We start from the raw sequence: 22,465 nt of genomic DNA, 5'->3' as shown, positions 1-22,465 counted from the left end.
TGAACGATCATTAAAAATTTAGGCAGCCAGAATGCGGAGCATTCTTCACCCGTCCCGACTAGAACTGATCTTCATCGAAGGCGGCAACTTGACCATCATTCACTAAGAACTCACGCCGCTGCAGATAAGCATCACGCATCGCTATATAGCGATCACCACTCAACAACTCTTCCGCCGCAAACAACCCTGCCCGTGTATCAACAACCCTTAATCCGTACAGCTGATTACGAGTACGGATAGGATTAACCTCCCCGACAGGATCAACCATAGAATCCGGTATTCGGCCAATACCATCACGAACGTTGGATGGTCCCAAAAAGGGCAGCACTAAATAAGGGCCGGTTTCCATCCCCCAATACCCCAATGTCTGACCAAAATCTTCATTATGCTCAGGCAGCCCCATAGGGGTGGCAACATCAATAAGCCCCCCCAAACCAATAGTGGTATTAAATACAACTCGAGAAAAATCTTTCACTGCCGCTTCAGGCTTAAACTGCAGTACATTATTGACAATACTACCAACGTCAGCGAGATTTCCGAAAAAATTACCAACCCCAGTTTCAATAATATCTGGCGTAACCGCTTGGTACCCCTGAGTAACGGGCTTCAATGCATAGCGATCAAGCGCCGCATTAAAACTAAACATCGCCCGGTTAAACCCTTCCCATGGATCCACTTCAGCTTGCTGCTCAGCCAATGCAGGCAATGAAAGCTGAAGGATATAAGCAGTCAAAAATAGACGTTTGAACATCGACATAAACAGCATCCCTAACCAAAAACAGTCACCGACCCCATTGTGCATCACAACATAAACGATTGCGACTACCAAATAGCCTTAAAAACCAAGCCACCAAAGCATCGTCGAATCTACGAGTAAACAACAAACAAAATCTAGACAAACAAAAAGGGCCCCAAAGGGCCCTTTTCTCAAGCTTTATCTTATAAAAAGATTAGAAGCTTACGTTGTAACCAACTGCGATTGTATCTGCAGCGCTACCAGCATCTTCAGCATCGCCATCAGCTTCGATGTAGTTAGCGAATACGAATGCTTGGTTGCCCAGTTTTTGCTGAACTTCAGCAATGTAACGGTTACCTTCATCAACATCAGCAGCGTTATCACCGAAAGCAGTGTAAGAACCCAGCAGAGTTGTGTTACCCATAGAGTAAGAACCAGCCAGAACAACTACAGCATCGCCATCTTTACGGTTAACTTCGTCGTCTTCAACAGACAGACCTACGTAGAAGTTATCCGCTGAGTAGTTTACACCCAGAGAGTTGATGTTTTCATCAACAGTACCTTTGTACTGCAGTGTAGACAGTGCAACACCGAAACCACCCATAGAGTAGTTAGCTGCAACGTGAACTGCATCAACATCTTCACCAGTATCACCAGCATCAACGCCTGCATTGTTACGTGCAACAACAGCAGCAGCCAGTTTAAAACCGCTCATGTCTGGAGTTACGTATGCAGCAGAGTTACCCTGACGTCCGCCAGTAGTATAGCTGTGAGTTGTTTCAGTGTTAGCTGCAGCCATGATATCAGTTTTACCGATAGTCCACAGGTAAGCAGGCAACCACTGACGACCAACAGTTACTGTACCGAAATCACCGGTAGCACCAACGTAAGCCAAACGACCTTTGTTACCATTGGCAACGCCCAAAGCACCAGTTTCAGTGTTTACGTAAGTTTCAAAGTGAGCGATAGCAGTAGCGCCAGAGAACAGCTCAGAAGTCGCTTTGATACCGATACGTGAAGTGTTATCACCGATAGTGAAGTCTTTGTTGTCTTCAGAAGTACCTTGTACACGCAAAGAGCCATACAGAGTAGCGTCAGCTTGAGCAACCATTGGAGCCGTCAGAGCACCGGCAACAGCCAGAGCGATCAGAGACTTTTTCATTAACATTTCCCCTTCAATATTTTAACGTACTAGTAGTTAAACTTTATAATTTCTTTGTTGGCCTTACGTCATCAACTACGCTCAGCTAACAAGAAAAATACTATAATTCAGAAATATATCAATCCCATGTGTGAAATAAATTCCCACATGGTCTCTATTCTGTCGGGCTGACTACTAAAACAGCCCTTAGTATCTTGTGTGGCTTAAATAATTGACAAACCGAAGTTTAGCAATGCTTTAGCCTTTTCATTATAGGCGAAAAACCGTTTCAAACCTAAGTTTTAAAACCGCCCTTAATTAAATTTGTCGCATTACAACATAGCAGCAAGCGCTTGGCAACTCTTTAACCTTATTTTTTAGCTTGTTAAAGCGTTAAAAGCCTACGTCATTCACTAAGACTGATACAGATCAAAAAGTATACTCTGCAACCTTCAACATCATGAGCTAAACATAAACTTTTTAGACCTTAATCGACTAATCCAGATCTTTATTCAAGCTGCTGCCATAACTGTTTCAACCGTTTTTCAGAAACCGTCATCCGAGTGCCTAACTGCTGAGCAAACAGTGATATGCGATACTCTTCTAGCATCCAGCGATAGCTATCGAGTTCGTCACTGTAACGGTTATGCTTAGCATTGAGTTCCGCCTGGCCTCGATACTGGCGAGTCAGCTGCTGTAACTGTTCACTTAACATGCGTTGTCGAGGCAACTCTCGCTGATATTTTTCCAGCCGCTGCTCAATCCCGCTTAAATAGCGGGGATACGATGGCAACACGTCACTCGGCACCCGCAGTAGAAAGTCTTTGCATACCAAAGCCTCTAACTGCTGACGAATATCGGTAAGTATCGTAACGGCCTGAAGATTAACAGAGCCTGAAAGCTGCTTTTGAATGCCATGATAGTGTTTAGCAATCACCCCTAACAGTTCGGCCTGCTGTTCAGCCTGCTGACAATAATCACTTCGGTAGCGATTAAGACTGTCTTCGAACTGTTGTTGCGTGCGGATATCAACATCATCTTTTAGGAAGGTGGCAACCACAGCACTTAATAAACATTGCTCGTGTAACTGATTCCGACTCTGAACCTTGGCCAGCAAGATAGCCGTTTGCTGGAATCTCGGCAGGCGATTCTTGACGAAGCGAACCTGCTCACCCAATTGCAGGATAAAAAGACGTGCCAAGCCTATGCGGTTTTGGTGCACGGCCATCGCCCGATCATCAAATACTTTGAGTTCAACGCTGTCGCCACAGTCTTGCAATCCCGGATAGACTTCAAGCTCTAACCCGCCCGCCTGCTTTAAGGTAATCGCAGCAGGTAGATCGCCAAAATCCCAAAGGGTAATCCCTTTACGTCCCCAGCTCTCCGATGGTGCTTGCGTCAGTGCCTGTCGGGCCTGAGCGCCGAAATTCTGTTGCAACGCTTGCAGGTCACGTCCCTCAGTCACGGTATTACCTTTTTCACCGCGCAAGCGAATATTCACCCGGTAGTGGTCATCCAGCTTAACCGCATCCAGATCATCTTTGCTGATCCGTACACCGGTCATACGCTTAAGGTGTAATGCCAGCGCTTCATTCAATGAGCCTTCGGCAAATACCGCTGCCTCAACAAAAGCATCGACATAATCAGGGATCGGTACGAAATTCTTACGGAGCGATTTCGGCAGTCCTTTTAATAGCGCCACACATTTTTCTTTGAGCATACCCGGCACCAACCATTCGAGCCGTTCAGCAGAGATTTGATTCAACAGTACTAAAGGCGCCTGCAGAGTCACTCCGTCATCTTTCGCGCCCGGTTCAAAATGGTAACTAAGTTTTAACTTTGCGCCGTTAAGCATCAACTGTTCTGGATAACTAGCCCGGGTGACATGATCGGCAGAACGCTGCAGAAGGTCTTCTTCTTGCATAAAGAGAATCTTAGCATTGTGCTGTTCAGCCTCTTTGCGCCACGCTTCAAAACCAGCACCATTGACCACCGCTGCGCCATTATTCTCTTGCAATCGCAGCGTATAAAACTCGGCCAGAGTATCTTCGTCTACCAACAGATCTCGCCGGCGGGTTTTCGCTTCTAAGCCTTCAATAGAGTTCAGCAAACTGCGGTTATGACTGAAAAACTTACCTTGGGTGCTAAATTGACCCTCCACCAGCGCACTACGAATAAAAATCTGCTGGCTAACCTCTGGATCAATCCGGCCATAATGCACGTTACGTCCTGGCACGATAATCAGCCCATAGAGGGTTACTTGCTCTTGCGCCACCACCTGAGCTTTTTTCTTTTCCCAGTGAGGCTCCAAATAACTGCGTTTAACCAGATGACCGGCTAACGCCTCCGCCCATAGAGGATCGATACACGCCACCATACGGGCATATAACCGACTGGTCTCGACCAATTCAGCCGCCATAATCCACTTAGGGGCTTTTTTATACAGCATAGAACCGGGAAAAATACTGAAACGGCGGTTACGGGCCCCGAGATACTCTTTATTTTCTTGCTTAAAGCCCATATTACCCAGCAAACCGGTCAACAACGATTTGTGCAAAGCATCGTAACTAGCCGGCTGGTTGTTCTCTTTGTAATCTAAATTACGGCAGATAAGGTGTAATTGACGATGCACATCCCGCCATTCACGCATCCGCATATAGGAGAGGAACTGTTTCTGGCAATACTTTCTTAGCTGGTTCTGACTCAGCGCCTGACGCTGTTCTTCATGCAGATTCCACAGGTTGATCAGGGTGACGAAATCCGATTCTTCGTCGGCATACTCTCGATGTTTCTGGTCCGCTGCTTGCTGCTTATCCATCGGCCGTTCACGAGGGTCTTGCACACTGAGCGCGCTAGCGATAATAATCATCTCGCTCAAGCAGTTATTATCGACCGCGGCCAGCAACATCCGCCCGATTTTCGGGTCAACCGGCAAACGGCTCAATTGCCGGCCGAGTCGAGTCAGTTGCCGTTTATCATCCACCGCCCCCAACTCTTGCAGCAGTTTAAAGCCATCATTGATATAACGGCTATCCGGCGGATCAATAAAAGGAAACGCATCAATGGCACCGAGCCGCACATTGAGCATCTGTAAAATAACAGCGGCCAAGTTCGTCCGGCGAATTTCAGCATCGGTAAACTCAGGCCGAGCGTTAAAATCCTCTTCGGAATACAGACGAATACAGATACCTTCGGCCACCCGGCCACAGCGCCCCTTGCGCTGATTAGCACTGGCTTGAGATACCGGCTCGACCGGTAAACGTTGTACTTTTGAGCGATAACTATAGCGGCTGATACGTGCCAACCCTGGATCAATCACATAGCGAATACCCGGCACCGTCAATGAGGTTTCCGCCACATTGGTCGATAGCACAATGCGCCGCCCCGCGCCCCGAACCGACGAGAATATTTTGTTCTGTTCGGCCACACTCAAACGGGCATAGAGCGGCATCACTTCAATATGCCTTAAACGGCCTTGCTGTACCGCTTTACGAAGATATTCGGCAGCTTCACGGATCTCCCGCTCACCACTGAGGAATACCAGAATATCACCTGCGCCCGTAATACCTTTCTTGCGCTCTAACTGAACTAGCTCTTCAGCGGCACAAACGATCCCTTCCGGAATGCTTTTTTCGCTGTTGCCGTCCATCTCCTCCAATGGACGATAGTGCAGTTCAACCGGAAACGTGCGCCCAGATACTTCAATCACTGGGGCATTATTGAAATGTTTTGAGAACCGTTCAAGGTCGATGGTTGCTGAGGTGATAATGACTTTCAGGTTTGGACGCTTAGGTAAGATACGGTGTAAATAACCCAACAAAAAGTCGATATTCAGACTGCGTTCGTGAGCCTCATCGATGATTAAGACTTCGTAACGTTCGAGGTAACGATCATTTTGCGTCTCGGCCAGCAGAATACCATCGGTCATCAGTTTAACTTGGGTATTGTCCGCGACCTGTTCGGTAAAGCGCACCTGATAACCTACGGTGCTACCCAAAGCCGTCTGTAGCTCTTCCGCGATACGGTTCGCAACCGTTCTCGCTGCCAATCGACGAGGCTGAGTATGGCCGATTAATCCGACCCGCCCTAAGCCTAATTCCAGACAGATTTTGGGGATCTGAGTAGTTTTACCCGAGCCAGTTTCACCCGCGATGACCACCACCTGATGTTCAGCAATAGCCTTGGCGATCTCTTCCCGCCGCCCACTGACCGGTAAATCGGGATAGCGAATCGGTTGACTATAATCGCGCCGTGCGACCTTTTCTTCTGAACGCGATAACATCGCCTCGACATCATCCCGAAGCCGCTCAGCCGGTTTCTGTTCTTGGAGGCGCTTTTGCAGCTGCTGGATTTTTTTGCGAATCGCAAAACGATCGGCGATTAGGCAGTTATCCAACCGGGTATATAGTTGCTTAATAGTGGCAGTCACAATGGGGTAGTCAATTTACAAGCGGTTTAAATCAGGCGTGGCCAAAACAGCGACTTAACGGCTGTTGTACACCTTCTCGGAAGACGATCATCTCGCCGGTTTGCAGCTTTCGCCAATGTTCATTATCAGTCAATGGCTCGGTGGTAATCACTGTCACGATATCGTTTGGCGTAGTTTCTTCACAAAAATCCACCGTTAGCTCTTCGTCTGTCAGCCGAGCGCGGCCAAAGGGTGCCCGCCGGGTAATCCACGAAAGTTTAGTAGAGCAGTAAGCCAGTAGGTATTCAGACTCGGTCAGCAGCATATTAAAGACCCCGAGTTCCCGTAACTGATCAGAGCAGCAGTGAATCAGCTCGATCACCGCAGCAAAATCAGTTGGACGTTCAGGAAAACGCGCTCTCACCTGCCCAAGCAACCAACAAAAAGCATACTCACTATCGGTGGTACCGACCGGGCGATAAAAATCTAACGGCAGATCAAACAACCGTTGATCTAACTGACCATTGTGGGCGAAGGTCCAGCTAAAGCCCCAGAGTTCACGGGTAAATGGGTGAGTATTTTCTAAACAGATACTACCGACATTCGCCTGGCGTATATGACTGATCACGGTTTTACTCTTGATCGGATGCTGTTTGATCAGCTGTGCTATCTCAGATTGACAGCTCGGGGCTGGATCATGGAACACCTGCAACCCTTTACCTTCATAAAAGGCAATTCCCCAGCCATCCTTATGGGGGCCGGTCTCACCACCGCGCTGCATCAAGCCACTAAAGCTAAAGCAAATATCGGTCGGGACGTTGGCACTCATGCCGAGCAGTTCACACATTGTTTAGATAGATTCCTTAGTCGAGTTAAGGGTGACTTTATCAGGTAACGAATCAATAGCATCAATACCGGACTCAATCGTCGGTGTATGATCTAACACACCCACCTCTTTCATGCGTCGCTCACCGATAAAGTTGCCCTCGGGATGAATCGCCATCACTTTACTGATCACCGTTGCAACCACTTTGCCGCCGCGATCTATTTCTAGCTCATCACATATAATTTCGCCCTCGAGCAATCCGCATACGGTAATGTGATTGGCTTTTACTACGCCGTGAACATGGCCACTTTTACCAATTGAGATATTGTCGAGCGAAGAGACATTGCCTTCAAATGTACCGTCAATGTGCATACGGCCAACGATACTCATATCGCCACTAAATTTATTGCCTTCAGCGATAATCGTTATTGCTGAGCCGTTTCCAGCACCTGATTTAGCGGGTACATTTTTCGTAAAGAAGCCCATTTTACACCTTTTACTTCTGCAAACAGTGAATCGAAATTACTTATATTCCAAGCGATAAAAGGCTTGGGGTCGACTGGCCGGAATAAGTAACGCACTTCATAATGAAGATGAGGCCCCGTCGAGCTTCCCGTATTACCGCTTAAACCGATCAGTTGCCCTTTGCTAACAAAGGTTCCGCTTTTAATCTTTACATCACTCAGATGCGCGTAATAGGTTTTAAACCCAAGCGCATGCTGCAGTATTATCAGTTTACCAAAGCCACTCGATTTATGTGTCCCCGCGTATTCCACCGCACCATCTGCCGTGGCATAAACGGGGGTGCCCACTTTGGCTTTAAAATCGATGCCATTATGCATAATTTTTTTCTTACGTATCGGATGCATCCGCATACCATAAGAATCATTGATACGCAGGCCGTCAATAGGTTCCCCATTGGGCAACACACTCAGAAAAAATAATCGTTGATTGGTCATCACCGTCAGCGCATCGGCACGGTTTGAGGTCATATCCTTCGAGGGCGGCAAGCCAAGTAGGTCTTCAAGACCAAATAAACTCGCATCCAAGGTTTCGTTGAGTTCACCGATCCGCAGGTTTTCTTCCTGCAATTTATCCCGTTCGACCTTTAATTCCTGCAAGGTAGAAGAAAGCTGATCGAGCTGGCCTTTTTGCAACTCTTGGGTGCCGAGAGTCATCTCATACTGGCTAGAGAGGGAGTTAATACCCTGTTCCAATTCATCGAGTTCATCGGATGTTTTTGCCAACAAAAGATTGGAAATAAAGAAACTACAGATCGATAGTAACAAAAAGAGGACAAGCAGATACCGGGCCAATTGACCCAAGGTGTACTGCCGAGATCCCTGCGCAGTTGTTAATGTAATCACTAATTTTTTACGCAGCATGACCGAAAAACCAAACAACACGATAAGAAATGTCGGTGAAATATACCTTTATTGAGGCCAAAAGTCATAAAAATGACATGAAAATCACGCCATTCTATGACTTTGAGTGGATATAATTTAACTCTCGCCTTTATTCTTACCGCCGATATTTGGGGCTGCTGCAATAATTCGATCCGCTAAACGCGAGAACGGCAAACTCTGAACCCAGACAGTGCCGGTACCAGACAGTGTTGCCAGCCATAATCCTTCGCCACCGAGGAACATCGACTTCAATCCTTTAACCATCTCGATATCATACTCAATGCCCTCACTGAACCCCACCAAGCAACCGGTATCGATACGCAGGGTTTCATTATTCAGCTCCTTTTTCACGACCGTGCCGCCGGCCTGAATAAAGGCCATGCCGTCGCCTTCCAACTTTTGCAGAATAAACCCTTCACCGCCAAAAAAACCTGCTCCAAGCTTGCGCGAGAAAGCCACGGATAGACGGGTGCCTAGCGCTGCGCATAAAAAGGCATCTTTTTGACAATATAATCGCTCACCGGTCTGTGACATATCCACGGGCACGACCATGCCGGGATAAGGCGCGGCAAATGCGACTTTACGTTTCTGCCCGCCGTGGTTGGAGAAATGGGTCATAAACAATGATTCACCGGTAACCATACGCTTACCAGCCGAGAACAGTTTTGAAAACATCCCTTCTTCAGGGTTGGCGCCATCCCCCATCTTGGTTTCAAAACCGATGTCCTGCTCCATGTAGTTCATTGAACCGGCTTCTGCTACCACCGTTTCACCTGGGTCCAGCTCCACTTCCAGCATCGGCATTGAGTCGCCAATAATCTCGTAATCCACTTTATGACACTGCATTATTTTTCTCCTTAATAACCTGCTAGCCGCCCCATTGTTTCATCAGTGGTAGTAATACCGCCAACGTCACCATAGAGACTAAAGTAGTCACCATAATCGTTGCGGAGGTCAGTGTCACCCTCGTGTTGTACTGCTGCGCCAACACATACACCATCGCACCGGTCGGCAGTGCCGCCAACACCACCGCACTGGCAAGCCAAAAGGGTTCAAGCCCAACCCATAACCCTAAACCAAAGGTAGCCAACGGATGTAAGACTAGTTTCACCAGCGTTAGCCAGGTCAATTCGAAGCTACCCTTGCGCACAGAGAGTCCACTGAGTGAGATCCCCAACGCAAATAACGCTACCGGCGCGGCTGAGGGCGCAAGCATCTGCAGCGGCGTTAAAATCATCGCTGGCAGGCTAACACCACTAATCGATACGACCATCCCTAGCAATGGGGCCATCATGACCGGATTTTTCAACAAAGCTTGCAGCAATAGGGTTTTCAGCTTGCTGAGTATGCCCCCTTCACTGTTCTGCAGTTCAGACATCAGCGCCAACACCAGAATGAACACGAGATTACTGGCCAAGGTAGCAATAATGACCGGCAAAGCACCCCGATCACCAAACATGAAATAAAAGATCGGCACCCCCATATAGACCGTGTTTGCCCATGCGGCATTCAGTGCGATCACGGTCCAATCAAGGGGTTTGCCCAGCTGCATTTTGCGCCAAGCCAAAAAAGCCATCAGTATCGCGATCAACGAACCACCGATATAGACGCCGATAAAATCCCACTGTAATACCGCTTGAATATCAACGGTTGCCGTAGAGGTAAACATCAAGGCTGGCACGGCGATGTAGTACACATAACGGTTGAGCGCCGATGCACTCGATTCTTCCAATAAGCCCCAGCGGGAACAGCCCCAGCCCAGCACCATCAGAATAAAAACAGGTATAACAATATCAAACAACAACTGCATTAGAGTGTCTCAAAGGGTTAACGATAGGGCCGTCATGTTATCAATATTTCAGCCGTTGGCGAGAGCCTTAAAGACCGACAGAGGATAAAATAATTCACCTCGCCGCACTTGGTTTCTGGTTCGCCGATAATAGAGAAACAAAGGAAGCAACGGTTATGCCCTGGCGTTGATAAAATTCGGCAGTTCAGGAGCAACGGTCGTCACACCCAACGCGACAGGCGCTAGCAAACAATAATTAAAAAGCCCGGGATCGTATCACCCCGGGCTTTTTATACACGACGAAAACTCAAACGACTAAGCCGTTTTCGCCTGAACCAACCGATAGCAGGGACGGTATTCCTCATAGTCAATTTTCATCCGACGCTGCTGCACAAACGAAGCCAACAACAAATCGAGCTCATTGACCAGGTCAGCATCACCACTTAACTCGAATGGACCAAAGGCTTCAATAGCACGAATACCCGGCTCTTTTACATTACCCGCCACAATCCCCGATAACGCTTTACGCAGCGTTGCTGCCAACAGATAATCCGGCTGATCGCGAGTTAAATCCAACGCGGCCATATTTTCATGGGTCGGCTCAAATGGCAGTTGAAGTTCGGCTGGAATATATAACTGCCAGTTGAAATGGAAAGACTCACCTGTCGCTTTACGATACTCAGTGACCCGTTCTAACCCCGCTTTCATCTTCAATGCCACCTCATATGGGTCATCTACGATGATCTCATACAGGCTTGCAGCTCGCTCACCCAGAGTTGCACGAATAAACTTATCCACGGTTTCAAAGTAGGCTTCACTGCCCTCAGGTCCAGTAAAAATCAGCGGTAATGGGCAAGTACTGTTACGCTCTTGCAGCAAGATCCCCAGCATATAGAGAATCTCTTCTGCCGTGCCTGCCCCCCCAGGAAAAACGATAATACCGTGTCCTAAACGGACAAAGGCTTCCAAGCGTTTTTCAATGTCTGGCATGATGATCAGTTCATTCACGATGGGGTTGGGCGATTCTGCCGCAATAATGCCAGGTTCAGAAATCCCCACATAGCGAGCGTCGCTCATCCGCTGCTTCGCATGACCTATCGTAGCCCCTTTCATGGGGCCTTTCATCGCGCCAGGACCACAGCCGGTACAGACACTCATGCTTCGCAACCCAAGTTCGTAGCCGACCTGTTTGGTGTAAATATATTCCTCTCGACTGATCGAATGGCCGCCCCAACAGACCACCAAATGAGGTTTAACATGGGGTTCAATCGCCTTTGCGTGACGCAGAATATGGAACACCATATTGGTAATCTGCTCACCCTCGGCAATGCCATCGCAGCATTGCACGAAGCCATCACCAACATAGAGTAGATCCCGCAACACTGAAAACAGGTGTTCACGTATCCCCTGAATAATTTCACCATCCACGAAGGCGCTCGCAGGCGCATTGATCAACTCTAACTGCACGCCACGGTGCTTTTGACTGACTTTAATATCAAAATCTTTATGTTTTTCCAGCACCTGCTTGGTGCTATCCAATTCACTACCGCAATTCAGTACCGCCAAGGCGCACTGTCGAAATAAGGGATATAAACCCGCTTCGTTGCGGTCTTGCAGCTTGGCCACTTCATAAGGCGAAAGTGTATCCATACTATCTAACGGCGTGATATTGGCCGTTACAAACTGTTCTGTCATCATGGTCCTGCCCCTCTAAATAAACACCCCAGCGCAGAGAGAGTTCTCGGCTGTATACAGGGCTTAGCAGATCGATTATCACCGGCCGCTGTGACCGGCCTGATCCGTCTAAAAAATATCTAACTCAGGTTACAATATAGTTAAAAACTCGACACCACTCCAGTAACTTATTGAAAAAGAAGCATTAACCACCTACTCAACTACCAAATAAACTATCAACAAAGCGAGGTACTTCTTGGCTAGCAGGGCCATACAAGTGACGATCAAAGGCCGATTGTACTTTTGAAGGTTCAAGATTAATTTCAACCGTTTCAGCTCCTGCACGATTGGCCATTTCAACGAAGCCCGCCGCCGGATAAACATGACCAGATGTGCCGATAGCGATAAAAAGATCACTGCTTTCGAGGGCATCATAGATCAGCTCCATCTGCATCGGCAGTTCACCAAACCAGACAATATCAGGTCTCAGCGTACCTTGATGATCGCAACACTGACAACGGGCATCGGGTAACACAGGTCCGTGATGAGAGAACACCTGACCCGAGGTAGTACACCGAAGATTCAACAACTCTCCGTGCATGTGAATCAAATTCTGACTCCCCGCCCGTTCATGCAAATTATCGATATTTTGCGTCACCAACAGTAACTCACCGGTAAACTGCTGCTCTAATCGAGCCAACGCCTGATGGGCCAAGTTAGGTTGAATATCTGGTTGTAACAACTGCTTTCGGCGCTGATTATAAAACCGATGCACTAACCCAGGATCTCGCTCGAAGGCCTCGGGGGTAGCGACATCTTCAATCTGATGATCCTCCCATAAACCATCCGCTGCACGAAATGTTCTGATACCGGACTCAGCGGAAATTCCCGCACCGGTGAGAATCACAATATTCTGATATAGCACAGCACATCTCCCTAAAAATGCTATCGACGGCTTTAATCCTACGCCAACTTCTGCTTAACTAACCATACAGACCGGCAGTTTTTTTACCGGCAACTGTGTAAACATCTGAGTCGGCTCGAGAAGGAAACCCGTATGAGTGCTGATAAACTCTATATCCTCGATACCAATGTTTTACTGCATGATCCTAACTGCCTGTACGAATTTAAAGAGCAGGATGTCGCTATCCCGATGACCGTCCTAGAGGAACTGGACAATATTAAGGACCGCAAGCAAAGCGTGGCACAGGAAGCCCGTCACGTTATCAGAGCCATCGACAATATCCTCAGTGCTGCCACCCCCTCACAGATTCTCAAAGGGGTCCAGATTTTAGTGCCCGGCACCGATGATGCCACTAAACTGGGGAAACTAAGTATTTTCCCCGATCACGAACTCACCACTCGTCAGGGTTTCCTGCCGGATAACAAGAACAACGATAACCATATTATCAACTGCGCTCTGCACCTACAGGGCAGTGACCCACATCGCGAAATCGTATTGGTCACCAAAGATATCAATATGCGCCTCAAGGCACTCGGTGCCGGATTACAAAAAGTTGAAGATTACCGCAAAGATCAACTGGTATCGGATTTAGATCTGCTGCCCTCAGGCCACTTTCATATTGACGGTAATTTCTGGGAAAACGTTGATAAGGTTAAGAGCTATCAAGAAGGCGCTAATACTTACCATAAAGTCAGTCCTGATCTACTGCCGGATGCCTACCCCTGTCAATATATTTATGACGATTCAAAAGACTTTGCCGCGCGGGTGGTCTCGGTTAATCACGAAGAGATTATACTGCTCGATCTAGGCTACGATAAGTTGATGCAGCAAGAGTGCTGGGGCATTCATCCCATCAATATTTTCCAAGCGTTTGCCATGCAGTCGATTCAGGACCCGGATATTGACCTATGCCTGCTCAATGGCGCAGCAGGTTCGGGTAAAACACTGATCGCGCTGGCCTGTGCACTTGAAATGGTGATCGAACAGAATCGCTATAACAAGATTATCGTCACCCGCTCAACCCCACCGGTGGCAGAAGATATCGGTTTCCTACCCGGCACCGAAGAAGAGAAAATGACCCCTTGGTTGAGTTCTATTCACGATAATTTAGAAGCAATGCACGAAGGTGATGAGCGGCCGCAAAGCAGTGTTAAATATGCGATTGAGAAAGCGAACATTCAGTTCAAATCGCTTAACTTTATCCGTGGCCGTAGTATCCAAAATGCGGTGGTTCTCATTGATGAGGCACAAAACCTCACACCGCAACAACTGAAAACGATTCTCACCCGCTGTGGCAAGGACAGTAAGATGATCTGCCTGGGTAACTTGGCCCAGATCGATTCAAACTATCTGACCGCCCTGACCTCCGGTTTAACCTATGTGGTCGAGCGATTCAAAGGTTTTGAAGGTGCTTCCACTGTTCATTTAGAAGGCATTTTCCGCTCGAGGTTGGCCGAATACGCTGAAGAACACCTCTAATACGGCGTTAATCACTCCAGTTAGACACCTTAAGCCGCTATCTGTATAGCGGCTTTCTTTTATTCCGCTACTCGCTATACCTTTATCAATATGGCAGAGATCAACAACAGACCCCTTCATGCCGGTTTTGCTTGTAACTCTCTGGCCCACAGCGCTACACTTCCATCATGATTTTACGCCGCTGCTTTATTTTTTTAATTCGCACCTACCAATATCTGGTTAGTCCATTCTTGGGGCCTAACTGTCGCTTCTATCCGACTTGTTCGGCGTATACCCTTGAAGCGATTGAAACCCATGGCATTTTAAAAGGCTGCTGGCTCGGCCTAAAACGGATAGGCAAGTGCCACCCCGGTCACCCCGGAGGCTTCGACCCGGTGCCACCGGCATGTTGCGGTGCTAAGCCAATCACCGATGACAAGCCAACCGACCCTCCATAGGCCCGACTTAGCCTCTTTTCATTGACCGGAGCCATGAAGCCAGCTATAGCTTAACTATCTGATTTATAATCCCGTTTGATATAATTGCTGATATAAAGGATAAGGATGTTTAGCACACTTACCGTTATTCTCACGGTTACTTTATATATGGCGGTACTTTTCGGTATCGCCCAAATAGTGGAACGACGCATCAGCCGCCGCGGGGAGGGGTTTAAAAGCCCCTGGGTTTATTGCCTGTCACTGGCGGTCTACCATACGTCCTGGACCTTTTATGGCAGTGTCGGTTTCGCGGCAAGTTCTGGATTACAATTTTTAGGCGTCTATATCGGCGCGATACTCGGCATCGCCTTTTGGTGGATCACCCTGCGACGCATGGTCTTTGCCAAAGAGACCTTTCGCATCACCAGCATCGCTGATTTCATCTCTACCCGTTATAACCGCTCCGAAGCCATTGCCGCACTCGTCACACTGATGGCCCTGTTTGGCGTACTGCCCTATATCGCATTGCAACTAAAAGCCGTGGTAGGCTCATTTCAGTTAATTACCGCCCATGATGACAGTTCGATGAGCTGGGATCTGTCCGGCCTATTGATCACACTCTTTATGGTCGCATTTACCATTATGTTTGGTATGCGCAGACTCGACCCGACCGAACGACATCAAGGGATGATGACGGCCTTGGCGGTTGAGTGTTTGGTCAAACTGGTTGCCTTTATCGCGATCGGCCTGTTCGTTAGCTTCAGCCTCTTTAATGGCTTTGATGATATTACCGAACAACTCTTTGAACAGGGATTCGAGCGGGTTATTCAAGTAACCGGCACCCGAGATTCGGGAGTGATGTGGTTAACACTGATCGTACTCAGCTTTGCCGCCATCCAAAACCTACCCAGAATGTTCCATGTCGCGGTAGTAGAGAATGCCGATCACAAACATATTAAAGCGGCTATCTGGATGTTACCGCTGTATATGATTCTCATTAACCTCTTTGTGGTGCCCATTGCCGCCGGCGGTTTATTAATGGGATTACCAGAAGAGTCCGCCGACTTTTATGTTCTCCTATTGCCCCAACTAGCCGGCAATAACGGCCTAACAATGCTGGCCTTTATTGGTGGTTTTTCTGCCGCCACCGGCATGATCATCGTCACCACCATGACACTTTCCACCATGGCCTCTAATCATCTGATTTTGCCGATTATCGAAAGAATGCCCAGCTGCCGTTTTATTAAACCATTGTTACTGCAAATTCGTTGGTTTCTGGCGGCGCTAATTCTGCTTGGCAGTTATGGTTTTGCCATCGAGTTCAGTGATTCCTATATTTTAGTCACCATTGGTTTGATCTCATTTGTCGCCGTACTGCAGTTTTCCCCCGCGCTATTGGGCGGGCTTTTCTGGCGCAAGGGCAACAGTGCCGGGGCCTTACTGGGCTTATTGGCCGGTTTTATTATGTGGACCTACACCCTCATAATTCCCGCTTTCATCGAACACGGTTGGTTATCCGACAGGCTGCTACAGGAGGGTTTACTTGGCTTTGCCCTGCTTCGCCCCGAAGCACTATTTGGCTTCGACGATATTGGCTCTATTCCGCACAGCGTGTTTTGGACAATGCTGGTCAATATCAGTTTTTATATTCTCGGGTCATGGCTTTACCACCCCCACAAAGCAGAGCGTAACCTGACCACCGAGTTTCTTTCCGCTATGCAGCCGGCGCCATTCCGGCAAGCCCGTCCCACTGGACTCGACCGCTATATATCGCTCAATGAGAAACTCAATGAAGCCCAAACACTGCTCGAAGGCTATCTCAGTAGCGATAAGGCCAAAGCCGCACTGACACAAATCACCGATGATCTGCAAGTGACGGGCAAAAGTCATATCGCCATTATCGAGCTACTCGAATTTCACCGGATGCTGGAACATACGCTCGCCGGCTCGATTGGCTCGGCCAGCGCTCATAAAGCCGTGGAAAACAACATTCGCTATAACACCCGCGAATCCACTGACCTTAAAGCCCTATACAAACATCTAGTGACCGAACTAAGTCAGCAACACCACCCTGAACATGGGAATCTCGATAACCATCGCTCAGGGATGCAGAATTACGGCCTAATCAATAACCTGCAGCAGAAGGTCAAGAAGTACCAACACATTATTAAACTGCAGGATAAACGGATTGAAGGCTTGGAAAACAAATTGGAAGTGCGGGTTCAGGACATCTTCCGCTATCGCCTTGAAACGCAGAAGATACGTCAAGAAAACGAAGCACTGAAACGTCAAATTGAGCAATCCCTTGATATAGACACGCCAAGGGATGAAGAGAACTAGTAGATGTAAAAACAGCCGCATAAGCGGCTGTTTCGTTTAACCATAAACCTTAAAGATAGGTTTAATCGTTGTCGTGCTTGTACTGATGAACATCCATCTGTGGGAAAGGAATCGAAATACCTTCCTGATCGAAGCGTAATTTCACATTTTCCGTGGTATCAAATTTAACCGCCCAGAAGTCAGCCGATTTAACCCATGGACGAACCACAAAGTTAACACTGCTATCAGCCAGCTCAGATACTGCAATCACCGGTGCAGGATCTTGTAGAACCCGCTCATCACTGGTCACAATCTCTTCTAACAGTGCTTTAGCTTTCTTCAGATCATCGCCATAACCGATACCAAAGACCATATCCACACGACGAGTATCACGCGCAGAGTAGTTAGTAATAACACCGCTGTAGATATTACCGTTAGGGACGATTACTTCTTTGTTATCTCCAGTACGCATAATGGTGTTGAAAATACTGATATGTTCAACCACACCAGCAACACCCGCCGCTTCAATGAAGTCACCCTCTTTAAACGGACGGAATACAATCAACATCACACCGGCAGCAAAGTTTTGCAGTGAACCTTGCAAAGCCAAACCAACCGCCAAACCTGCAGCACCCACCAGCGCAATCATTGATGTTGTATCAACGCCCAACTGATCTAATGATGCAACGACTACCACCAACAACAGCAGAATATTGGCGATAGCACTGATGAAGTTCACCAGGATATCTTCCATTTTCCCTTTACGTAGGACTTTGCCCAGTAAATTAACAAGGAATTTAGAAACCATCCGACCAATGATAAAGATGGCCGCAGCCATCGCTATATTGATAGCCCAAGGGATGACGTAAATATCGATAAAAGATAGATCCATAGTGTTTTCCTCTATTGTTTTAAGCAGTGTGTTTCAGAATGTATATTTAGAATAGACGCATAAGACTGATCTATCAGAAATAATTCTGAATGGCCGCTCTTCTGCTGGCTGAAATATCTCATAATCCATGCCAAAAAGCCCGTTTAAATCAGTTATTTCCACGCTACAATAGTCGTATGACAGCGGCCCACGAAAATGCACGAATACTCAGCTCATCAGCCTTCGCTAAGCGATTCAGAATAACCGATATTCGACTGCAGCACGTCGTCTCAACTAACCCCCTTATTAACAACATCTTGGGGCCGTTCAATGGCGGATAAATTTCAACTACGCGACTATCAACGCGATGCTGTCGATGCCACCCTACAACATTTTCGTAAAACGAATGACCCTGCCGTTATTGTCTTGCCAACTGGCGCGGGCAAAAGCTTGGTGATCGCCGAGCTAGCCCGTTTAGCACGCCGTAAAATTCTCGTGTTAGCCCATGTCAAAGAACTGGTTGAGCAAAACCACAATAAATACTTAAGTTATGGTTTGCAGGGCGGCCTCTACTCCGCCGGTTTAAAGCAAAAGCAAAGCCATTTTCAGGTTACCTTTGCCAGCGTGCAGTCGGTGGTTCGCAACTTACAAGACTTTGCGACTGAACATTCTTTGGTCATTATCGATGAATGCCACCGGATCAGCGATGATGAAAATAGCCAATATCAACAGATATTTACCCAACTGAGAAGCTTTAACCCACAACTGAAGCTCTTAGGGTTAACCGCCACGCCCTACCGTATGGGCATGGGCTGGATCTACCGTTATCACTATCGCGGCTTCTGCCGCAGCAGTGAACCACGTCCGTTCGAACACTGTATCTACGAACTACCCCTGCAATACATGATTAAGCGAGGGTTTCTTACACCGCCTAATATGGTCGATGCGCCGATCGCCCAGTATGATTTTTCCGCGTTGCAAGCCAATCGTTTCGGTGGCTACGGCGAAGCCGAGGTTAACCAGTTATTAGTCAGCCACCCTCGAGTAACCGAGGCTATCTGTGAGCAGATCAAAACACTGGCACAAGAACGCCAAGGGGTGATGATTTTTGCCGCCACGGTCAAACATGCTTACGAAATCTGCGGCTATCTGCCCGACGAAACCACCGCACTGATCACCGGCGCCACCGCCAATGCAGAACGGGATGAACGGATTCAGCAATTTAAACAGAAACAGATTAAGTATCTGGTCAACGTGGCAGTGTTAACCACCGGGTTTGATGCGCCACATGTGGATTTTATTGCCATCTTACGACCCACTCAGTCGGTATCACTGTTCCAACAGATCGTGGGTCGAGGGCTCAGATTAGCAGAAGGTAAAGAGAATTGTCTGGTGATGGATTACGCGGGTAACGGCTTCAACCTATTCGCCCCCGAAGTGGGGCAACCAAAACCCGATAGCAGCAGTGTACCGGTGCAGGTGTTCTGCCCCGCTTGTGAATTTGCCAATATTTTCTGGGGTAAAACCGACGACGAAGGTCATGTGATTGAGCATTTTGGCCGACGCTGCCAGGGTACACTGCCGGAAGAAAACGGGGCAATGACCCAGTGCGACTATCGTTTTCGTTTTAAGGAGTGCCCACAGTGCAATGCAGAAAATGATATTGCCGCGCGCAACTGTCATCAATGTGGTCACGCCATTATCGATCCAGACGATCAACTTAAAGCAGCACTTAAACTCAAAGATGCGCGAGTCATCCGCTGTGCAGGTATTTCAATGACCGAATCGAAGGGCCGTTTGAAAATCCTTTATCACGATGAGCAGGGGGAGGAGCTCAGCGAGCTGTTTGATTTACACAATAGTCAGCAGCGCAAACGCTTTAACACCCTATATGGCCGCCGTTTTGCTCAAAGCCTAACCCCGCGAACGTTTCAAACACTCGAAGAAGTCTTAGCGGTTGCCCCACTATTCACCGCACCCGATTTTGTCGTGGCACGAAAATCCGGTCAATTCTGGCGCGTTCAAGAACGAGTCTTTGATTATCAGGGTAATTATCGTAAAGCCAATCAGCTCTAAGATACGCACTAGGGCTTACCCGAGACAACCTCTGATTGACACTTTATTACACGACGGCTGCTATCCCACCGCGGGCTGATCCGGCAACCAGCGCAACGAATCCAACAGGGATTCGATCACCTTTAACCGAGGCGTGCTACGATGACGGATCAAAACCGTCGGCACTATAGCTAGCTCATCCGGCAGCGCCTCTAACGTCAGTTGCTCACGATAAACCGATAGCGCTACCACATTGCGTGGCATCAGCGTGACCCCTAACCCCTGGGCAACACAGCCAAGAATCCCCTCTAATGTACCCAGTTCACTGAGCCCATAACGGTTATCCCGATAATAACGCGCCCACTGTAGCGCTTTATTGCGATACACACAGCCCTCGCGAAACAGCACAAGATTTTCTGCCGCTATCAGTTTTTTAGGTTGCACTAACACCAACTCTTGGCTCAATACATCCATACTGATTAAATCAGAGTGATTAATCGGTCCGGCAACAAAGGCACAATCAATATGATGATCCAGCACTGCCCGCACAAGTTCCGCCGTGGTCGCCGCCATTACCTGTGGTTTCAACTTAGGGCAACACTCTCTCAGCGCACCTAGCAATGGCGGTAAATGGGTAGCCGTGAAAGTCTCCATGGCTCCGATTTTAATTTCCGCCGCGCCTTTTCCTGCCAATCGGACCGCCACCCCCGCCTGACGTTCTAACTGTAAAATCTGTTCGGCATAGTCCAACAACACCCGCCCCGGCCGGGTTAATTCCAATCCCCGCCCCTTTCGGGAAAACAATCGAGTACCCAACTCCTCTTCCAAACGTTGAATACGTGTAGTGACATTAGACTGCACTGTATTTAACTGTTTAGCGGCGGCCAACACGCCCCCCTCTTTAGCCACCTTTTCGAAGGTTTTCAGTGCCAGTATTTCCAAAACATCTCCCGCAGACCGCCTGCCATCAAGACAGTAACGGCTCATACAATGGTGTGAATAGCCGAGTCGAGTCAGCAACAGATCATTCTCAATTAGAGAACGTTTTATCTCTATAATTCGTTTGTAAAGAATAATATAAATATATACGCTTATCACTATAACAATAATAGGCAGCGCATGAATGGACACAACGGATAACAAGCAGCACATGAAGGTGCTGGGATCAGGCCTGCTAGGGCTGATTTTAACCATCGGTATCGCTCGCTTTTGCTATACAACCCTGCTACCCGAAATGCAGTCGCAAGCGGGTCTAACCGACTTAGCGGGCGGATACCTAGCCACCATTAACTATATCGGCTATATGTGTGGTGCTTTGCTCGCTGCCACTGTCGGTAATTTAAAAATCAAAGATCGACTCTACCGCGCAGGCCTAATCACCGCAGTGATTACCACCTTGGCCATGGCATTTACCGATAATATCTGGGCTTGGGGCATACTCCGCTTTTTCTCCGGCCTAAGCAGCGCCAGCGGCATGTTAATCAGTGCCGGTTTAATTATGAATTGGCTACTGCGTCACGGACATCGCCCCGAACTGGGGATCCATTATGCCGGGGCAGGTCTGGGTATTATCGTCAGCGGTCTCGCCGGCGAACTGATGATTGGCCGGCTGGACTGGCATGAGCAGTGGCTAACGGTAGGTATTCTCGGTGCATTGATCGCCATTCCAGCATGGCGCTGGCTACCCCGCCCTGATACCAGCCATCAAACCAAAGCGGGTGTGCCTTTAAAAGATAACCCCCCTAGCCGTCGCTGGTTGCTACTGTTAGGGATGATGTATTTCTGTGCCGGCTATGCCTACGTGATCAGCGCTACATTTCTGGTCGCTATTGTCGAAGCCCAACCAAGCCTTCAAGGAGATGGCCAAATCGTCTGGATCTTTGTTGGTCTGAGCGCCACACCCGCAGTGATTCTATGGGATCGTATCGCCCGTCAACAGGGAGAGCTTAACGCCCTATTGATCGCCTTTTTAATACAGATTATCGGTATTATTCTGCCCGCCGTGAATGACACACTCTGGGTGGTATTAGTCAGTGCCGTTCTCTATGGCGGTAGTTTTATCGGTATCGTTAGCCTAGTGCTCGCCATGGCCGGGCGTTTCTACCCAACCAAGCCGGCCAAATTGATGGGCAAACTCACGCTGCTATACGGTATTGCCCAGATTGGCGCGCCAGCCATTGCGGGGATCATTGCAGATAGGGGCGGTAGTTATGCCGACTCACTCTATATCGCCGCTGCTATTTCTGTTCTGGGAGCCGGTATGATTCTGATACTCAAAGCCAGCGAAAAACAGGAACTGGCCTTGAAAGCGGTATAAAAAAACGGCTCCTAGGACAAGCTATTTACCTTTTGTGTTGTTTTGATGAATGGCTCTTGGGCAG

At 48.2% G+C, this 22,465-nt stretch carries 17 protein-coding genes; 5 read left to right on the top strand and 12 right to left on the bottom strand.

Going from position 1 to position 22,465, the window contains the following annotated elements:
• Positions 1-58: 58 nt before the first annotated feature.
• The 10 genes from ACN0T0_RS17040 to cobB all read right to left on the bottom strand — a co-directional run bounded on the left by ACN0T0_RS17040 (position 59) and on the right by cobB (position 12,905).
• A complete protein-coding gene (locus ACN0T0_RS17040) occupies positions 59-757 on the bottom strand; it encodes a VacJ family lipoprotein (protein ID WP_417227933.1) in 699 nt (232 codons plus the stop codon).
• A 193-nt stretch (positions 758-950) separates the two neighbouring features.
• Positions 951-1,898 carry a porin gene (locus ACN0T0_RS17035; protein ID WP_417227932.1) on the bottom strand — a complete coding sequence of 316 codons (948 nt, stop codon included), beginning with the start codon at positions 1,896-1,898 and terminating at the stop codon, positions 951-953.
• Between the two features lie 487 nt (positions 1,899-2,385).
• Positions 2,386-6,306, bottom strand: a complete 3,921-nt coding sequence (hrpA, locus tag ACN0T0_RS17030; protein ID WP_417227931.1) for an ATP-dependent RNA helicase HrpA — start codon at positions 6,304-6,306, stop codon at positions 2,386-2,388.
• Positions 6,307-6,337: 31 nt separating this feature from the next.
• Positions 6,338-7,132: a class II glutamine amidotransferase gene (locus tag ACN0T0_RS17025; RefSeq protein WP_417227930.1), complete on the bottom strand. Its 795-nt coding sequence runs from the start codon at positions 7,130-7,132 to the stop codon at positions 6,338-6,340.
• 3 nt (positions 7,133-7,135) lie between these two features.
• On the bottom strand, positions 7,136-7,597 hold the full coding sequence (locus ACN0T0_RS17020; protein ID WP_417227929.1) for a bactofilin family protein: 462 nt from the start codon (positions 7,595-7,597) through the stop codon (positions 7,136-7,138).
• Positions 7,537-8,496 carry a peptidoglycan DD-metalloendopeptidase family protein gene (locus ACN0T0_RS17015; protein ID WP_417227928.1) on the bottom strand — a complete coding sequence of 320 codons (960 nt, stop codon included), beginning with the start codon at positions 8,494-8,496 and terminating at the stop codon, positions 7,537-7,539. Before ACN0T0_RS17015 ends, ACN0T0_RS17020 begins: the two co-directional genes overlap by 61 nt.
• Positions 8,497-8,613: 117 nt before the next feature.
• Positions 8,614-9,363, bottom strand: a complete 750-nt coding sequence (locus ACN0T0_RS17010; protein ID WP_417227927.1) for a TIGR00266 family protein — start codon at positions 9,361-9,363, stop codon at positions 8,614-8,616.
• Positions 9,364-9,385: 22 nt separating this feature from the next.
• A complete protein-coding gene (locus ACN0T0_RS17005) occupies positions 9,386-10,327 on the bottom strand; it encodes an AEC family transporter (protein ID WP_417227926.1) in 942 nt (313 codons plus the stop codon).
• A gap of 294 nt (positions 10,328-10,621) precedes the next feature.
• Positions 10,622-12,004 (bottom strand): nucleotide 5'-monophosphate nucleosidase PpnN, encoded by a 1,383-nt coding sequence (ppnN, locus tag ACN0T0_RS17000; RefSeq protein ID WP_417227925.1) that lies wholly within the window; start codon positions 12,002-12,004, stop codon positions 10,622-10,624.
• A 193-nt stretch (positions 12,005-12,197) separates the two neighbouring features.
• Entirely contained in the window at positions 12,198-12,905 is a 708-nt protein-coding gene (gene cobB / locus ACN0T0_RS16995; RefSeq protein ID WP_417227924.1) for a Sir2 family NAD+-dependent deacetylase, read from the bottom strand.
• 132 nt (positions 12,906-13,037) lie between these two features.
• On the opposite strand from cobB, the gene ACN0T0_RS16990 reads away from it, so the two are divergent.
• From ACN0T0_RS16990 to ACN0T0_RS16980, 3 genes are all read left to right on the top strand, one after another.
• The gene (locus ACN0T0_RS16990; RefSeq protein ID WP_417227923.1) at positions 13,038-14,423 is read left to right on the top strand and encodes a PhoH family protein; all 1,386 of its coding nucleotides are present in this window, start codon (positions 13,038-13,040) and stop codon (positions 14,421-14,423) included.
• Positions 14,424-14,590: 167 nt separating this feature from the next.
• Positions 14,591-14,860 (top strand): membrane protein insertion efficiency factor YidD, encoded by a 270-nt coding sequence (gene yidD, locus ACN0T0_RS16985; protein ID WP_417227922.1) that lies wholly within the window; start codon positions 14,591-14,593, stop codon positions 14,858-14,860.
• A gap of 105 nt (positions 14,861-14,965) precedes the next feature.
• A complete protein-coding gene (locus ACN0T0_RS16980; protein WP_417227921.1) occupies positions 14,966-17,179 on the top strand; it encodes a sodium:solute symporter family protein in 2,214 nt (737 codons plus the stop codon).
• Positions 17,180-17,240: 61 nt separating this feature from the next.
• Here ACN0T0_RS16980 and ACN0T0_RS16975 read toward each other — a convergent pair whose 3' ends face one another.
• On the bottom strand, positions 17,241-18,050 hold the full coding sequence (locus ACN0T0_RS16975) for a mechanosensitive ion channel family protein (RefSeq protein ID WP_417227920.1): 810 nt from the start codon (positions 18,048-18,050) through the stop codon (positions 17,241-17,243).
• Positions 18,051-18,359: 309 nt separating this feature from the next.
• On the opposite strand from ACN0T0_RS16975, the gene ACN0T0_RS16970 reads away from it, so the two are divergent.
• Positions 18,360-20,105 carry a DEAD/DEAH box helicase gene (locus ACN0T0_RS16970; RefSeq protein ID WP_417227919.1) on the top strand — a complete coding sequence of 582 codons (1,746 nt, stop codon included), beginning with the start codon at positions 18,360-18,362 and terminating at the stop codon, positions 20,103-20,105.
• Between the two features lie 60 nt (positions 20,106-20,165).
• On the opposite strand, the gene ACN0T0_RS16965 is transcribed toward ACN0T0_RS16970, so the two are convergent.
• Positions 20,166-21,026: a LysR family transcriptional regulator gene (locus ACN0T0_RS16965; RefSeq protein WP_417227918.1), complete on the bottom strand. Its 861-nt coding sequence runs from the start codon at positions 21,024-21,026 to the stop codon at positions 20,166-20,168.
• Between the two features lie 181 nt (positions 21,027-21,207).
• Between ACN0T0_RS16965 and ACN0T0_RS16960 the strand changes: the two genes are divergently transcribed.
• Entirely contained in the window at positions 21,208-22,401 is a 1,194-nt protein-coding gene (locus ACN0T0_RS16960; RefSeq protein WP_417227917.1) for a YbfB/YjiJ family MFS transporter, read from the top strand.
• Positions 22,402-22,465: the final 64 nt, after the last annotated feature.

This window comes from Amphritea sp. (genome assembly GCF_048266285.1).
Taxonomy (GTDB): Bacteria; Pseudomonadota; Gammaproteobacteria; order Pseudomonadales; family Balneatricaceae; genus Amphritea.
The sequence above is the reverse complement of the archived record's forward strand: the minus strand, read 5'-3'. Positions and strand labels throughout refer to the sequence as shown.

What these genes read in the sequence shown, in the direction of transcription:
- ACN0T0_RS16975 (WP_417227920.1), bottom strand. Translation starts at nt 18,050, where the DNA reads ATGGATCTATCTTTTATCGATATTTACGTCATCCCTTGGGCTATCAAT.
- ACN0T0_RS17035 (WP_417227932.1), bottom strand. Translation starts at nt 1,898, where the DNA reads ATGAAAAAGTCTCTGATCGCTCTGGCTGTTGCCGGTGCTCTGACGGCT.
- ACN0T0_RS16960 (WP_417227917.1), top strand. Translation starts at nt 21,208, where the DNA reads ATGGACACAACGGATAACAAGCAGCACATGAAGGTGCTGGGATCAGGC.
- ACN0T0_RS16970 (WP_417227919.1), top strand. Translation starts at nt 18,360, where the DNA reads ATGGCGGATAAATTTCAACTACGCGACTATCAACGCGATGCTGTCGAT.
- ACN0T0_RS17020 (WP_417227929.1), bottom strand. Translation starts at nt 7,597, where the DNA reads ATGGGCTTCTTTACGAAAAATGTACCCGCTAAATCAGGTGCTGGAAAC.
- ACN0T0_RS17040 (WP_417227933.1), bottom strand. Translation starts at nt 757, where the DNA reads ATGTCGATGTTCAAACGTCTATTTTTGACTGCTTATATCCTTCAGCTT.
- ACN0T0_RS16980 (WP_417227921.1), top strand. Translation starts at nt 14,966, where the DNA reads ATGTTTAGCACACTTACCGTTATTCTCACGGTTACTTTATATATGGCG.
- ACN0T0_RS17025 (WP_417227930.1), bottom strand. Translation starts at nt 7,132, where the DNA reads ATGTGTGAACTGCTCGGCATGAGTGCCAACGTCCCGACCGATATTTGC.
- ACN0T0_RS17015 (WP_417227928.1), bottom strand. Translation starts at nt 8,496, where the DNA reads ATGCTGCGTAAAAAATTAGTGATTACATTAACAACTGCGCAGGGATCT.
- ACN0T0_RS17010 (WP_417227927.1), bottom strand. Translation starts at nt 9,363, where the DNA reads ATGCAGTGTCATAAAGTGGATTACGAGATTATTGGCGACTCAATGCCG.
- ppnN (WP_417227925.1), bottom strand. Translation starts at nt 12,004, where the DNA reads ATGATGACAGAACAGTTTGTAACGGCCAATATCACGCCGTTAGATAGT.
- yidD (WP_417227922.1), top strand. Translation starts at nt 14,591, where the DNA reads ATGATTTTACGCCGCTGCTTTATTTTTTTAATTCGCACCTACCAATAT.
- ACN0T0_RS17005 (WP_417227926.1), bottom strand. Translation starts at nt 10,327, where the DNA reads ATGCAGTTGTTGTTTGATATTGTTATACCTGTTTTTATTCTGATGGTG.
- ACN0T0_RS16990 (WP_417227923.1), top strand. Translation starts at nt 13,038, where the DNA reads ATGAGTGCTGATAAACTCTATATCCTCGATACCAATGTTTTACTGCAT.